Origin of the sequence: Streptomyces sp. NPDC048484, from assembly GCF_040651415.1 — a bacterium.
Lineage (GTDB): Bacteria > Actinomycetota > Actinomycetes > Streptomycetales > Streptomycetaceae > Streptomyces.
The window spans coordinates 1-14,527 of record NZ_JBEZJY010000076.1 but is presented as its reverse complement, the minus strand read 5'-3'; the positions used below and the strand labels follow the sequence as shown (position 1 = coordinate 14,527).

The following is a 14,527-nucleotide window of genomic DNA, read 5'->3' as shown; positions in this document are numbered from 1 at the left end:
GTACCTTGCTCTCGGGAAGATGGCGGGGGCCCCGCGCGCCGGGGCCCCGCGCCCTTCGGGGGCGCGGGGTGTTCACGGCGTACGCATACGAACCAGAAACCAGGAACCAGGACCTGGCCTAGGACCTGTCCTAGCCCTTCTGCTCGTTCCACTCCGTCTGCGCCTCGTTGAGCTGATCGGCCAGCGTGTTCAGGAAGTCCTTCGAACTCAGCGACCCGTTCAGGACCTTCTGGAAAGCCGGCTCGTTGTCCGTCTTGGAGATGGTGTTCCAGTCGGGCAGGTAGTACGGCAGCTGGACGATCGTGGTGGAACCGTCGGTCAGCGCCTCGGCGGCGAGCTTGGTCGGCTCCGCCTTCGAGACCCACGCGTCCTTCGCGGCGTCGTTGTTGGACGGCACCTGCCCCGCGGACTCGTTGAACTTGGAGTTCTGCGCCTTCTCGGTGGCGAACTCGATGAACTTCCAGGCGGCGTCCTTGTTCTTGGAGGCCCTGAACACCCCCAGTCCGTCGACGGGGTTGGAGACCTGGACCCGCTTTCCGCCGGGTCCGACCGGCTGCGGAATACCGCGGAACTTCCCGGCGCCGACCGCCTTCACGTGATCCTGGTAGGAGCCCAGGTTGTGGTTGAGCATTCCGATCGTGCCGGAGTCCCACTGGGCGACCATCTTGGTGAAGTCGTTGTTGAGGTCGGCGGCCGGGGTGACCTTCTTGAAGAGGCCCACGTACTTCTCCAGGGCCGCCACGTTCTTCGGGTCGTCGACCGTGGTCTTCTCGTTGCCGGAGTCCCAGAAGGACGTGATGCCGGACTGCCCGTACATCGCGTCGAGGGCCTGGGCGATGGAGCCGGCGCCACCGCGGATGGTGTAACCGAAGGCGTTCTTGCCCTTGTCCGTGAGCTTGTCGGCGGCCTCGTAGAACTTTCCCCAGGTGGTCGGCGCGTCCAGGCCGGCCGCCTTGAACAGGTCGGTGCGGTAGTAGAGGACGCCGTTGTTGGCGGACGTCGGGACCGAGTACAGCGTGCCGTCACCGCCGCCGGCGGCCTTCAGCGACTTGACCATGTCCTCGTTGAGCTTGCCGTTCAGGGACGACTTGCCGAGGCGGGCGTCCAGCGGCTCCAGCGCGTTCTGCGCGGCGAAGCCCGCGAGCATCGCCGCACCGACACCGCCGACGTCCGGCAGACCCCCGGCCTGGATGGAGGTGTCGACCTTCGACTGGTACTCGGTGGCGGCGATCGGGACGTACTTGACGTCGATGTCCGGGTTCGCCTTCTCGAAGTCGGCGATGACCTCCTTCCAGATGTCGGTGCGGACACCACCGTTGTTGTCCCAGAAGGTGATCTCGCCCTTGCCACTGCCCTCGGCGCCCTTGTCGCCCGACGAACCGCTGCCGTCGTCACCGCAGGCGGTGGCGGTCAGCGCGAGTACGGCGCTCACGGCGACGGCGGTGACGGAGCGACGCGCTCCTCTGCTGCTCCTGCGCATGCTGCTCTTCATGATCGGCTCTCTTCTTCTGGATCCAACGAGGGTTGTGCGTGCCCAGCGGTGTTCGTGCCGAGCTTCTTCTGCGGCCCGGAGAACGTGGAGCTGCTTCGTCCCGCTGGACCAGTCGTGGTCGATCCACACGTCCCGGCCAGGACCGGAACCCGCGCCCGCTACCCGGCAGGGCCGGGACCCGGTCTCGGCAAGCGCTTGCTACGGAAGTGCGTCATTGCGGCTCCCCACAGGCTCACAGGCTCACAGGCTCACAGGCTCACAGGCGTACAACGGTGATGACGTCGATCGGTCAGACGGGTGGCGCGGTGATGCGGAACTGCGTGAACGTGCCCGCTCCGGCGTGTCCCCCGCCGTCCGGCGCGACCGCGAAGAGGCCGAGCAGAGCGCCGACCCAGCGCCAGGAGGTCGCGGCGAAGACCTGGCCGGAGGGCTCCCAGCCGCTGCCGAGGTCGTACGAGAAACGGCAGCGCGCCCCGGCGCCGGTCTCGATCCGCAGCCGGGCCCGCCCCTCGGGGGCCATCCGCGGATGAGCGGCGTCACGCTCCCGCTCGGCGACCGACTCGGCGAACCGGTGCACGAGATGGACCGTCCCGTCGGCCCCCCGTTCGAGCCCGATCCAGCTGAACGAGTCACCGAGCACGGCGAGTGCGGCCCGCGCGCCCGGCTCCTCGGCGTCGAGCCGCAGCTCGACCTCGACGGTGCAGGGGGCGCCGGGCAACCGCTGCGTGAGCACGCTGGGCAGCTTGCGCGGATCGTGCGCGTCCGGCGACCGCAGGCAGGTCAGCCGCAGTCCGTCGCCGGAGTGCTGGGTCGCCCAGCCGGCATGGGGGTCCCCCCGGTCGAGCGAAGCCGAGAGTGGGGGAGGATTGGCGGTCCACTGCCACTGCCACCCGAACCGCCCGCCGGGAAAGTCGTCGTCGGTGGCCGGCGCGGAGAGCGGCTGCCGCGGCAGATCGGGCTTCCTGTGTACGGCGACGGGGGTGCCCTCGTCGCCGATGACCGGCCAGCCGTCCTTGCCCCAGCGCATCGGCTGGAGGTGGACGACCCTCCCGTACGCGCCCTTCTGCTGGAAGTGCGCGAACCAGTGCTCGCCGGACGGCGTGGTCACCCAGCCGCCCTGGTGGGGGCCGTTGACGTCGGTGTCACCCTGCTCCAGGACGACCCTCTCCTCGTACGGTCCGAAGAATTCGCGCGAGCGGAAGGCGCCCTGCCAGCCGGTCTCGACCCCGCCCGCGGGGGCGAAGATCCAGAACCAGCCGTCGTGCCGGTACAGCTTCGGCCCTTCGAGCGTGAACCAGCCGGGGATGCGGTCGCCGTCCACGATCAGCTTGCCGTCGTCGAGCAGACCGGTGGCATCGGGCCGCATCCGGTGACCGGTGAGCCGGTTCTTGACCCCGGAGCGGGACTTCGCCCAGCCGTGCACGAGATACGCCTCGCCGCTCTCCTCGTCCCACAGGGGGCAGGCGTCGATGAGTCCCTTGCCCGCCTTGACGAGGTGCGGTGGGGTCCAAGGGCCGCGCATTTCGGGGGCGTTGACCTGGAAGATGCCGTGGTCGGGGTCGCCCCAGAAGATCCAGAACCGGTCGTCGTGGTGCCGTAGCGCCGGCGCCCAGACTCCGCAGTCGTGCCGCGGCCGCCTGAACTCGTCTGCGGGCTCCAGGCGTTGGAGGGCGTGGCCGACGAGCGTCCAGTTGACCAGGTCGCGGGAGTGCAGCAGCGGCAGGCCCGGGGCCCGGCCGAAGCTGGAGGCGGTCAGGTAGTAGTCGTCGCCGACGCGCAGGAGGTCCGGGTCGGACCAGTCGGCGTTCAGGACCGGGTTGCGGTAGGTGCCGTCACCGAGGTCGGCGGTGAAGGCGGGTGCGTTCTGGGTGCTCACGGGCTCACCGCCTTGCGGACGAGCGCCGCCGCCTCGCCCCGGTCGAGGCGGCCGTCGGCGACCACGGTGACGACCCGGCGTACGACGGTCTCCCCTGCCGGGACCGGCAGCCGCTCCTCGTGCGCGAGGGACGAGCCGACCCCGGGGTACTCACCGGTGCGCACGAACCACGGGTCGCGGCGGGTCCGGTCCGTGGCTCCGGCGAACACCAGCGTCCAGCTGTCGCCCGCGAGTGCCACCCAGCCGGCGCGAGCGCCGTGCGCCGCGTCCTCGCCCCCGGTGTCGGCCGTGAACACGGTGGGCGGCTCGGCCTCCTTGCGGGCCCGCCAGAAGAAGCCGCCGTAGGCCGCGCCGGGCCGGCCGTTGGTCGCCGGGCTGCCGATCGACAGGGGTTCGGGGGTCGTGTTGGTGAGCGAGAAGGTGAAGTCCAGCGCCCAGGCGGTGTCGGTGAGTTCGGTCGCCGCGACCGTACGCCGTTCACGCAGCAGCTCGGCTCCCGCGGCGACCCAGCGCAGCTCCTCCACGAAACCGTCCGGGTCGCGCAGCTGGAACGCGGAGTGCCGCTGGGCGCCGTGGTTGTCCAGCTCGGTCGGCCCCTGGTCGCGTACGTAGGTGCGACCGCCCCAGAAGTTGTGCCCCTCGACGTCGGGAACGGCGACACCGACGCCGAGGTGATGGAGGTGGTCGGCGGGGCTCAGCTCCGTGACAGCCGTGCCGGCCAGGGTGGTGACGGGATGGAGGTACGGACGCGGCGACAGCTTCGGCGCCAGCTCCGGCCGGGTGATGTACCGGCCGACCGGGCGGCCCGCGACGCGCAGGACCAGCGACTCGTTGTCCATCAGGTGCTCACCTCTCTCGGGAGTGCCCACGAGGCGCCCAGCTCGGAGTAGAGGGCGAGGGTGTCGGCGGCGGCCGCGACGAGTCCGTCGACTCCGGGCACGACCCGGCGGCCCTCGTCGGCCCCGGAGTCCTCGTCGGCTTCGAGGTACCAGGCGCCGTCGGGCAGCGCGACCGGGTCCGGTGCCTGCCGGATCGCCTCAACGACCTTCATGAAGGCGCCCGTCGCCTCGGGTGCGACCAGCAGCCCGGCCCGGCCTTCGAGGTGCTCGACCAGGTTCTCCAGCAGATCGGTCCTGCCGTACCTGAACTCCTGCGGGCCGTGTCCCGAGCGCTGGACGAGGACGCGGTCCTGCTTGTACCAGAAGGTGATCCGGCCGCCGGTGCCGTGCACGAGGACGTACGGCTCCTCGGGATGTTCGGCGCACAGGGTCGCGGCGACGGTGATCCGGCTGCCGCCCGTGGTGGTGACGCGGACGCAGGAGGTGTCGTCGGACTCGATGTCGTTGGCGCGCAGCAGCTCGGTCTCGATGTCGGCGACGTCCTCGGCGCGGGTGGCGCCGTCCAGCGCGAGGGCGGTGGCCACCGCGTGGGCGAGGGGGTTCGTCAGTACGCCGTCGACGACGTCGGCCCCGTTCAGCCGGCGCCGTCCCGCCCAGGGCGCCCGGCGGTAGTACGACTCGGCGCGGGCCCAGGCCCCAGCTCCGCCGATGCCGTCCACCCGGCCGATCGTGCCCTGCTCGATCAGCTCCCGGATCGCGGGCACGGCGTGCGAGCCCATCGACTGGAAGCCGATCTGGCAGACCACCCCGGCCGCCGCGACCCCGTCGGCCATGCGGCGGAACTCGGCGAACGACGGAGCCGGGGGCTTCTCCAGCAGAAGGTGTACGCCCCTCGCGGCGGCCGTCAGCGCCAGGTCGGTGTGGGTCTGGATCGGCGTGCAGATCACAGCGATCACAGCGCCGGTGGAGTCCAGCAGGTCGCCGAAGTCGGCCGACTGCCGCGGGAGTTCGCCCGGTGCGGAGAAGCCGGCCAGCTCCTCCCCGGTGAGCGGGGTCAGCTCGCAGATCCCCTCGAGACGTACCAGGCCCTTGTCCTGGAGGCGGCGGATGTTCTCCAGGTGCCAGCGGCCGTGACCGCGGGCGCCGGCGAGGACGACGGGAAGCGGAGCCGCGTGCGAAGGCAGGGACTCGGAGTGGGAGTGCATGGGCTCGGACTCGGACTCGGAAGAGAAGTAGGCGGAGGAGGCGACGGAGGGGGCAGCGGAGGAGTTCATGGGCTCCATCGAAGCCCTCCCGGCCCCGGTGGCGGCGCTCATCGGAGCCTCCCCGCTCCCGTGCCGCGCGCCACTCCACAGTCGGCCGCCGCGTTCACCGAAGCGCCGATGGCCGCCAACGGACCGCGGGCGACAGCCGCTCGGAGTGCTCGGCGCACTCCTGTCGTGCGCTGCGGCAGGGTGTGGGTTCGTCTCATCCCTTCACCGCCCCGGCGCTGAAGCCCGTGATCAGCCACTTCTGGATGAAGGCGAAGACGATCACGACGGGCACGGCCGCGATGATGCCGCCGGCCGCGAGGGCACCCAGGTCGACACTGTCGGCGCTCATCAGGCTGTTGAGGCCGACGGGGATGGTCTGCTTCTCCTGGTTGCTGAGGAACATCAGGGCGAACAGGAAGTGGTTCCAGGAGTGCACGAAGGCGAAGGAGCCGACCGCGATCAGTCCGGGCCGCAGCAGCGGCAGGACGACGACCCGGAAGGCGGTGAAGCGGTTGCAGCCGTCGACCCAGGCGGCCTCTTCCAGGGAGTACGGCACATTCCGGATGAAGCCGCTGATCAGGATCATCGACAGCGGCAGCTGGAAGACCGTCTCGGCGATGATGACACTGCCCAGCGAGTTGATCATCTGGAGTTCGGCGAAGATCTGGAACAGCGGCACGAGCAGCAGCGCGCCCGGCACGAACTGCGAGCAGAGCAGTGCCAGCATGAAGCCGCGCTTGATCCTGAAGTCGAAGCGGGCGAGGGCGTAGCCGCCGGCCAGCGCGACGAGCGTGGTCATGAAGAGCGTGGCGAGACCGACGTACACGCTGTTCTCGAAGTACGTGCCGAAGCTGCGGTCGTTCCACACCTTGTCGAAGTGCTCGAAGGTCATGGGCCAGGGCACGAGCGAGGTCGAGCCGGTCGGCCTGAGGGCGAACAGCAGGATCCAGTAGAAGGGGACGAGGGTGAAGACCAGGTAGATGCCGAGCGGGAGGTAGATCTGCCAGCGCGGGGCCTCGTCCCAGGCGCGCCTGCCCTTGCGCGGGCGCTGCGGCGGCTCGTCGGCCACCGGTGCGGGCGCGGCCGGCGCGATGGTGTCGATGTCCTTGGTGATCACTTGTCCCCACCTACTCCGAACTTGCTCAGCCGCAGATAGACCATCGAGCAGAAGAGCAGAATCACGAACGCGACGGTGGTCAGGGCCGAGGCGTAGCCGAAGTTGTGCGCGTCGACGCTGGTGTTGGCGATGTAGAGCGGGAGTGTCGTCGTCTCCCCCGCCGGACCGCCGCCGGTGAGTGTGTAGAGCAGGTCGACGTTGTTGAACTCCCACACCGCGCGCAGCAGCGTGGAGAGGATGATCGCGTCCTTGAGGTGGGGCAGTGTGATGTGCACGAACTGCCGGAAGCGGCTGGCGCCGTCGACCTCGGCGGCCTCGTACAGGTCCTTCGACACGGACTGGAGGTCGGCGAGGATGAGGATCGCGAAGAAGGGCACGCCGCGCCAGAGGTCCGCGACCACCGTCGCGGGGAAGACCGTCGAGGTGTCGGAGAGCCAGCTGGTGCCGTACTCCCCGATGCCCATGTCGGCGAGGTAACGGGTGATGCCCGTCTGGGAGTTGTAGAGGAGCACCCAGATCGCGGAGGTGAGCACACCGGAGACGGCCCAGGGCGAGAAGACCATGGCGCGGCCGAGTGAACGTCCCACGAAGGACTGGTTGACGATCAGCGCGAGCGCCAGGCCGAACAGCAGCTGGAGTCCGACCTCGACGACGACCCACTTGGCGCTGAAGACCAGCGTGTCCCAGAACTGCGGGTCCTCGGTGAAGATGCGCGTGAAATTGTCGAAGCCCGCGAAGCCGTTCCGCCACGGCTTGGTGGGGTTGAAGTTCTGCAGGCTGTAGTAGAAGACGCTGAGCATCGGGTAGGCGATGAAGCCCAGCATCAGCAGTCCCGCGGGGGCGATCAGCAGATACGGGAGCCTGCGGGGCGTCGCCGAGCCACGGCGCCGCCGGGGTGGCGCGGGCTGCTTCGCCACGGCTGCGGCTTGTGCCATGACTTTTCTCCGTTCTCGGGTGTGCGGGTCGAGCCGGTGGTACGGATCGAGCCGGTGGTACGGGCGCGCGATCTTGATGGCAAGCGCTTTCACGTACGGTGTGCGGGACTCCGGACCGCGAGGTGCGCGGCTCCGGGGCGGTACGGGTCGAGCGGGGGTGGTTCAGGTCGGGCCAGAGCGGTTCGGGTCAGCCCGCGTACGGGTCCGGCACCTTGCCCGGCCGGGCCAGGAAGGCGAAGTCGCAGCCGGTGTCGGCCTGGGTGATCTGTTCGTTGTAGAGCGCGCCGTAGCCGCGCTCGTAGCGCTCGGGCGGCGCGGTCCACCCTGCCCGGCGCCGCTCCAACTCCTCGTCGTCCACGTTGAGTCGCAGAGCGCGCGCCTCGACGTCGAGCGTGATGGTGTCGCCGGTGCGCACCAGGGCGAGCGGGCCGCCGACGTACGACTCGGGTGCCACGTGCAGCACACAGGCGCCGTAACTCGTGCCGCTCATCCGGGCGTCGGAGATCCGCACCATGTCCCGTACGCCCTGCTTCAGCAGATGGTCGGGGATCGGCAGCATCCCGTACTCGGGCATGCCCGGGCCGCCCTTGGGGCCGGCGTTGCGCAGCACCAGTACGGTGTCGGCGGTGATGCCCAGCTCCGGGTCGTTGATGGTGCGTTGCATGGTCCGGTAGTCGTCGAAGACGACGGCCGGGCCGGTGTGCTTGAGCAGGTGCGGCTCGGCGGAGATGTGCTTGATGACCGCGCCGTCGGGGCAGAGGTTGCCGCGCAGGACGGCGACGCCTCCCTCGGCGGCGACGGGGTTGTCCCGGGTGCGGATGACCTCGTCGTTGTGCACCTGCGCCGAGGCGAGCTGCTCGCGCAGGCTGTCGTGCGAGACGGTCGGCCGGTCCAGGTGCAGCAGGTCGGTGATCCGCGACAGGAACCCGGGCAGTCCGCCGGCGAAGTGGAAGTCCTCCATGAGGTACGTATGGCCGCCGGGCCGTACGTTCGCCAGGACCGGCACCGTACGGGCGATGCGGTCGAAGTCGTCGAGGGTGAGCCGGGCTCCGGCGCGTCCGGCCATGGCGATGAGGTGGATCACGGCGTTGGTGGAGCCGCCGAGTCCGAGGACGGTCGTCACGGCGTCCTCGAAGGCCTCCTGGGTGAGGATGTCGGACAGTTTGCGGTCCTGGCGGACGAGGTCGACGATCCTGAGCCCCGAGGCCGCGGCCATCCGGTCGTGCCCGGAGTCGACGGCGGGGATGCTGGAGGCGCCGGGCACGGTGACTCCGAGCGCCTCGGCGGCCGCGGTCAGCGTGGACGCCGTACCCATGGTCATGCAGTGCCCGGGCGAGCGGGCGAGACCGCTCTCCAGCTCGGTCATCTCGCAGTCGCCGATGAGCCCCGCGCGTTTGTCGTCCCAGTACTTCCACATGTCGGTGCCGGAGCCGAGGATCTCGTTGCGCCAGTGGCCCGGCAGCATGGGCCCGGCAGGCACGAAGACGGCCGGCAGGTCGACGGACGCGGCGCCCATGAGCAGCGCGGGCGTGGACTTGTCGCAGCCGCCCATGAGGACGGCCCCGTCCACCGGATACGACCTCAGCAGCTCCTCGGTCTCCATCGCGAGCATGTTGCGGTAGAGCATCGGGGTCGGCTTCTGGAAGGTCTCGCTCAGCGTCGACACCGGGAACTCCAGCGGGAAGCCGCCGGCCTGCCACACGCCCCGCTTGACCGCCTGGGCACGGTCCCGCAGGTGGACGTGGCAGGGGTTGATGTCGGACCAGGTGTTGAGGATCGCGATGACCGGCTTGCCGAGGTGTTCCTCGGGGAGGTAGCCGAGCTGACGGGTGCGGGCGCGGTGGCTGAAGGAGCGCAGCCCCGACGAGACGCCGCTGCCGTACCACTGGTGACTGCGCAACTGCCTCGGGGCATCCGGGGCCTGACCCTGGTCCGGGGCCTGACCCTCGTCCCCGGTGGTGCCGGATGCCGCTGGGTTGGCGTCGTTCATCGGATACCTCCGAGGAAACCCCGACCTTCAGGCCGGGGAGGAATCGGACTCCTGCGGAGCAGGGCAAGGAGCCGGGATGCGCCACCAGGGCGAATCGCCGTGCTCCGACCGGCAGGTTTGATCTTAACCAAATGGTTCGCTAGTTTGTGAGCGTGACCACGAACCACGTGAAGCGGGCGTTCAAGTACCGCTTCTACCCGACGGATGCGCAGGCAGCCGAGCTGTCGCGCACGTTCGGGTGCGTGCGGAAGGTCTACAACATGGCGCTCGCCGCGCGCACCGAAGCCTGGGCACGGCAGGAGCGGGTCAACTACAACCAGACGTCCGCGCTGCTGACGACCTGGAAGAAGACCGAGGAGCTGGCGTACCTGGGCGAGGTCTCCAGCGTTCCGCTCCAGCAAGCGCTGCGGCACCTGCAGGTGGCGTTCACGAACTTCTTCGGCAAGCGGGCCAAGTACCCGCGTTTCAAGTCGCGGAAGAAGTCCCGCAAGTCCGCCGAGTACACCACCAGCGGGTTCCGTTTCCGGGACGGCCGGATCACCCTGGCCAAGATGGCGGAGCCGCTCGACATCCGCTGGTCGCGGCGCCTGCCGGAAGGCGCGAGCCCGTCGACGGTGACCGTATCGCAGGACGCGGCCGGACGCTGGTTCGTTTCGATGCTGTGCGACGACCCTGCCGTGCAGCCACTCCCCGCCACCGATGCGGCGGTCGGGATCGACGTCGGCCTGACGCACCTGCTGACCCTGTCCACCGGGGAGAAGATCGCCAACCCCCGGCACGAACGCCGCGACCGTATCCGCCTCGCGTTGGCTCAGCGGCGCCTGGCGAAGAAGGCGAAGGGTGACGGCGCCAACCGGGCCAGGGCCCGCCGCAAGGTCGCCAAGGTCCACGCCCGGATCGCCGACCGCCGCCGCGACCACCTGCACAAGCTGACCACTCGTCTCGTGCGTGAGAACCAAACGCTCGTGATCGAGGACCTGACCGTCCGCAACATGGTCAAGAACCGGAGCCTCGCCCGCGCCATCAGCGACGCTGCGTGGACGGAGTTCCGGAGCATGCTGGAGTACAAAGCCGCCTGGTACGGGCGGGAAGTGATCGCGGTAGACCGCTTCTTCCCCTCCTCCAAGCTGTGCTCCCACTGCGGCACCCTCGCCGAGAGGATGCCCCTGCACGTCCGTGAGTGGACGTGCGGCTGTGGCACGACCCACGACCGGGACGTGAACGCGGCGAAGAACCTTCTGGCCGTCGGGCTGACGGCGTCTGTCTGTGGAGCCGGTGTAAGACCTCAACGGAGCACTCCGGGCGGGCAGTCGGCGACGAAGCAGAAAACCCCACGGCGCGAGCCGTAGGAATCCCCCTCGTTCACGAGGGGGAGGAAGTCAAATGGACCACCCCGCGGCGATCGCGGCGACCTCGGCGCGATCGGACTCGGGGAGTTGCTTGCTCGGCGGCCGGACCTCGCGGCGGCACAGGCCGAGCGAGGCCAGGGCCTCCTTCACGACCGTCACGTTGTTGGCGGAGGCGTTGGCCGCGCGCAGTTCCTCGAAGCGGCGGATCTGCTCCCAGACCTTCATGGCGCCCGCGTAGTCGCCGGACCTGAGCGCCTCGATCATGTTCAGCGAGACGGCCGGGGCGACATTCACGAGCCCCGAGGTGAAGCCGGTGGCGCCCGCCGAGAAGTACGAGGGCGCGTACGGTTCCGCGAGACCGGCCACCCACACGAACCGTTCGAGGCCCGCGTCCCGTGCGAACGCGGCGAAGCGGGCCGCGTCCGGCACGGCGTACTTCACACCGATGACGTTCGGGCAGGCGTCGGCCAGTTCGGCGAGCCGGGCGCCGGCGAGCACCGGGTTGCGGATGTAGGGGACGACGCCCAGCTCGGGGACGGCCGCCGCGATGGCCCGGTGGTAGTCGACCCAGCCGTCCTCCGAGACGTACGGGTGGACGGGCTGATGGACCATCACCATCTGCGCGCCGAGCTCACGCGCCTGGCGGGCGGAGGCAACTGCGGTCGGCACGTCGTGTCCGACGCCGACCAGGATCGTGGCCCGGTCCCCCGCCTCGCCGATGGTCAACTCCGTGACCGTGCGCCGCTCTTCGGGGCTCAGTGCGTAGAACTCACCGGTGTTGCCGTTGGGCGTGAGGATGCGTACGCCACCGTCGAGCACCCGGCGCAGCAGGGCCCGGTAGACCTCGTGGTCGATGGAGCCGTCCTCGGCGAACGGTGTCACGGGGATCGCCACCACGTCGGCGAGTGCGGCCCGCCCGGCATCGAACGTGGTCGTTGTCGCGGTCATTCCTGCTCACCCTTCTCCTGGGCCTCGGGGAAGGCCCGTTGCACGAACGAGGCGATGTGCGAGTGCAGGGCGCGCGCCGCGCTGTCCGAGTCGCCTTCGAGGGCGAGCCGCAGGATCTCCCGGTGCTCGGTGGCCTCGCGCTCCCAGGACGGGTTGGCGGCCCAGGCGACCGCGGAGACCAGGGCGGCCTGGTCCCGGACCTCGTCGAGCATCCGGCCGAGCAGCGGGTTGCCGCAGCGGACGTAGAGGGAGCGGTGGAACTCGCGGTTGGCGAGGGACCGCTGAGCGGTGTCGGTGGCGTTGTCGGCGCGTTCGAGCGCCTCACGCGCCGTGTCGAGGGAGGAGCCGCGCCGGACGGAGCGCCGCAGCGCCTCCGGTTCGAGCAGCAGCCGCACGTCGTACACCTCGTGCGCCATGTCCGCGTCCACCATGCGCACCGTGACGCCCTTGTACTGGTTCATCACGACGAGCCCGGTGCCGGCCAGGGTCTTGAGCGCCTCGCGCACCGGGGTCTTGGACACCCCGAACTGTGCGGCGAGTTCGGTCTCGACCAGGGCCTGCCCTGGGGTCAACTGGCCGGTGAGGATGCGGTGCTTGATCCCGTCCTGCACGAACTGCGTGCGGGAGGGGATCGGCGTGGGCACAGAGGTCATGCGCGCCTCTCGGTGTCACGGAGCCCCCAGGGGGGGGTGGGGGCTCGCGTATCTGATCTCGCGTATCGCGTCTCATATATGACGTACGAAGTACGACGCGATGAAGCTAGAAGCACCTCTGTGTTTCGTCAATGCTTCTGACAAAAGAAGTTGCCGCCCACCCGGCAGGAATCGGAGTTCAGCGGGCCCCGGCCGCCCATCCCGGGTCCCGCCCGCTCAGCCCGATCACCCGGTCCAGCAGGGGCGCGTCCTCCGGCACCGGCACCACCGGGCCGAAGATGCTGCCGCGCGCCGCCGGGTCGTCGGCCGACGGAGCCAGCATCTGGTACGCCGCCTGCAGGGCCGCCGCGTCAGGGGCGTACTCCTGCCCCGTCGCCCGGGCCAGATCCCAGCCGTGCACGACGATTTCGTCGGCGGCGACGAGGCCCGCGACCTCGCCGGGCAGTTCCACACCGCCCGCCCGGGTCTGGCCCGTCCACGCGGCCGGGTCGCGCCAGGCCTCGGCCAACTCGTCCAGCAAATAGGGCAGTTCGGTACGCCATCCAGGTGTCAGGTCCGGCAGCCGGGAAGTCGGGGCGGTGTCCGTCGTGGCCCCCAGATCCTTGCGCCCGGCGTCCCGGAAAGCAGCGGACAGGCCGACCAGATGCCCGACCAGATGGCGTACGGCGTACTCCGGACACGGTGTCGTGGCGTCCAGCTGGTCCTCGCGCACCTCGTCCGCGAGGCGCGCCACGATCAGGGCCTGCGGTCCCAGGTCAAGGGTTGTCGGGCTGATGTCAAGGGGGACAGGGTTGCTCTCGCCGTCGCTCATGCTCGGCTCCTCTCATTACAGGGTCGTCAGGCGGTAGACCGTCGGCCGTACGGAAACTCATCGCTTCCGCGCGCAAGATCATGCTCAGGAATCTGGTCAGATGTTCGAGCCACCGGGATGCTCAGGAAGGCCGGGACGACCGGTTGCCGGGGACCGCGAAGAGGAGCCACGCCATGAAGGCGATCGTCCAGGATGCCTACGGATCGGCGGACCTCCTGAAACTGCGGGAGATCGACCGTCCCGTGCCCAGCGACAACGAGGTGCTGGTCGAGATCCGCGCGGCCGGTCTCGGTCCCGAGGTGTGGCACCTCATGACCGGCCGGCCCCTCGTGGCGCGCGCCGCGCTCGGACTCCGCAAGCCCAGGAACCCGGTCAGCGGCTGGGACGGCGCCGGACGGGTCGAGGCCGTCGGAGCGAAGGTGAGCGACTTCAAGCCGGGCGACGAGGTCTTCGGCAACTGCCAGGGCTCGTTCGCCGAGTACGCGTGCGCCAAGCCCGCGAAACTCGTCCTCAAACCGGCCAACCTCACCTTCGAACAGGCCGCCGCCCTTCCGGTGTCGGGCATCACCGCCCTCCAGGCGCTGAGCGGCACGGCCCGCCCGCGCCCGGGCCAGAAGGTCCTCGTCATCGGCGCCTCCGGCGGAGTCGGCTGCTACGCCGTGCAGCTCGCCGCGATGTACGGCGCCGAGGTCACCGGCGTCTGCGGTCCCGGCGGCGCGGACTTCGTACGGGCCCAGGGCGCCGCGCACGTCCTCGACTACACCCACGGGGACATCACCGACGGCCCGCACCGCTACGACGTCATCGTCGACAACGCGGGCCTGCGGCCCCTGCCCGTTCTCCGCCGCGCCCTGGCCCCGCGCGGCACCCTCGTGATCGTCGGCGGTGAGGGCGGCACCGCCTTCCTCGGCGGCCTGAGCCGCGGCCTGAGAGCCGTCCTGCTCTCGCCGCTCGTCGGCCAGAACCTCCGCAACCTGGTCGCCGTCACCCGCCGCGAGGACCTCCAGACCCTCAAGGACCTCGCCGAGAACGGCAAGATCGTCCCGCCCGTGGACCGCACGTACCCCCTGGCCGAAGCAGCCGAAGCCGTCCGCCACCTGGAGAGGGGCCACCCCCGGGGCAAACTCGTCGTCACCGTCTGACGACACCACCCCCGGCATCACGGCGCCCTAGTAGGGCTTGGTCAGGTTTGTATTGGTGTGGGTATGTTGCGGTGGCAGGTGGGGCAGGCGCCGGTCCAGAGGGCGAGGAGTGTCTGTAGCTC

12 protein-coding genes are annotated in these 14,527 nt (G+C 70.0%); 2 read left to right on the top strand and 10 right to left on the bottom strand.

From position 1 onward, the window contains the following. Positions 1-130: 130 nt before the first annotated feature. From AB0D14_RS41815 to araD, 7 genes are all read right to left on the bottom strand, one after another. A complete protein-coding gene (locus tag AB0D14_RS41815; RefSeq protein WP_362789812.1) occupies positions 131-1,492 on the bottom strand; it encodes a sugar ABC transporter substrate-binding protein in 1,362 nt (453 codons plus the stop codon). Between the two features lie 289 nt (positions 1,493-1,781). Next, on the bottom strand, positions 1,782-3,368 hold the full coding sequence (locus AB0D14_RS41810) for a family 43 glycosylhydrolase (RefSeq protein WP_362789810.1): 1,587 nt from the start codon (positions 3,366-3,368) through the stop codon (positions 1,782-1,784). Then, on the bottom strand, positions 3,365-4,210 hold the full coding sequence (locus AB0D14_RS41805) for a PmoA family protein (protein WP_362789851.1): 846 nt from the start codon (positions 4,208-4,210) through the stop codon (positions 3,365-3,367). Before AB0D14_RS41805 ends, AB0D14_RS41810 begins: the two co-directional genes overlap by 4 nt. Then, positions 4,207-5,412 (bottom strand): Gfo/Idh/MocA family oxidoreductase, encoded by a 1,206-nt coding sequence (locus AB0D14_RS41800; protein ID WP_362789849.1) that lies wholly within the window; start codon positions 5,410-5,412, stop codon positions 4,207-4,209. Before AB0D14_RS41800 ends, AB0D14_RS41805 begins: the two co-directional genes overlap by 4 nt. Before the next feature lie 262 nt (positions 5,413-5,674). After that, positions 5,675-6,577, bottom strand: a complete 903-nt coding sequence (locus AB0D14_RS41795; protein WP_362789807.1) for a carbohydrate ABC transporter permease — start codon at positions 6,575-6,577, stop codon at positions 5,675-5,677. After that, on the bottom strand, positions 6,574-7,512 hold the full coding sequence (locus tag AB0D14_RS41790; protein WP_362789805.1) for a sugar ABC transporter permease: 939 nt from the start codon (positions 7,510-7,512) through the stop codon (positions 6,574-6,576). Before AB0D14_RS41790 ends, AB0D14_RS41795 begins: the two co-directional genes overlap by 4 nt. A gap of 187 nt (positions 7,513-7,699) precedes the next feature. Beyond that, positions 7,700-9,502: an L-arabinonate dehydratase gene (gene araD / locus AB0D14_RS41785; protein WP_362789802.1), complete on the bottom strand. Its 1,803-nt coding sequence runs from the start codon at positions 9,500-9,502 to the stop codon at positions 7,700-7,702. A 152-nt stretch (positions 9,503-9,654) separates the two neighbouring features. Here araD and AB0D14_RS41780 point away from each other — a divergent pair, with 152 nt between their 5' ends. Further along, positions 9,655-10,851: an RNA-guided endonuclease TnpB family protein gene (locus tag AB0D14_RS41780; RefSeq protein ID WP_362789799.1), complete on the top strand. Its 1,197-nt coding sequence runs from the start codon at positions 9,655-9,657 to the stop codon at positions 10,849-10,851. A 30-nt stretch (positions 10,852-10,881) separates the two neighbouring features. On the opposite strand, the gene AB0D14_RS41775 is transcribed toward AB0D14_RS41780, so the two are convergent. The 3 genes from AB0D14_RS41775 to AB0D14_RS41765 form a co-directional block, all read right to left on the bottom strand. Then, a complete protein-coding gene (locus AB0D14_RS41775) occupies positions 10,882-11,799 on the bottom strand; it encodes a dihydrodipicolinate synthase family protein (protein WP_362789797.1) in 918 nt (305 codons plus the stop codon). After that, entirely contained in the window at positions 11,796-12,452 is a 657-nt protein-coding gene (locus tag AB0D14_RS41770) for a GntR family transcriptional regulator (RefSeq protein ID WP_362789794.1), read from the bottom strand. Before AB0D14_RS41770 ends, AB0D14_RS41775 begins: the two co-directional genes overlap by 4 nt. Before the next feature lie 178 nt (positions 12,453-12,630). Next, positions 12,631-13,263, bottom strand: coding sequence for a TIGR03086 family metal-binding protein (locus AB0D14_RS41765; protein WP_362789792.1), 633 nt, complete (start codon positions 13,261-13,263; stop codon positions 12,631-12,633). Positions 13,264-13,436: 173 nt separating this feature from the next. Here AB0D14_RS41765 and AB0D14_RS41760 point away from each other — a divergent pair, with 173 nt between their 5' ends. Continuing rightward, positions 13,437-14,405, top strand: a complete 969-nt coding sequence (locus tag AB0D14_RS41760) for an NAD(P)-dependent alcohol dehydrogenase (RefSeq protein ID WP_362789789.1) — start codon at positions 13,437-13,439, stop codon at positions 14,403-14,405. Positions 14,406-14,527: the final 122 nt, after the last annotated feature.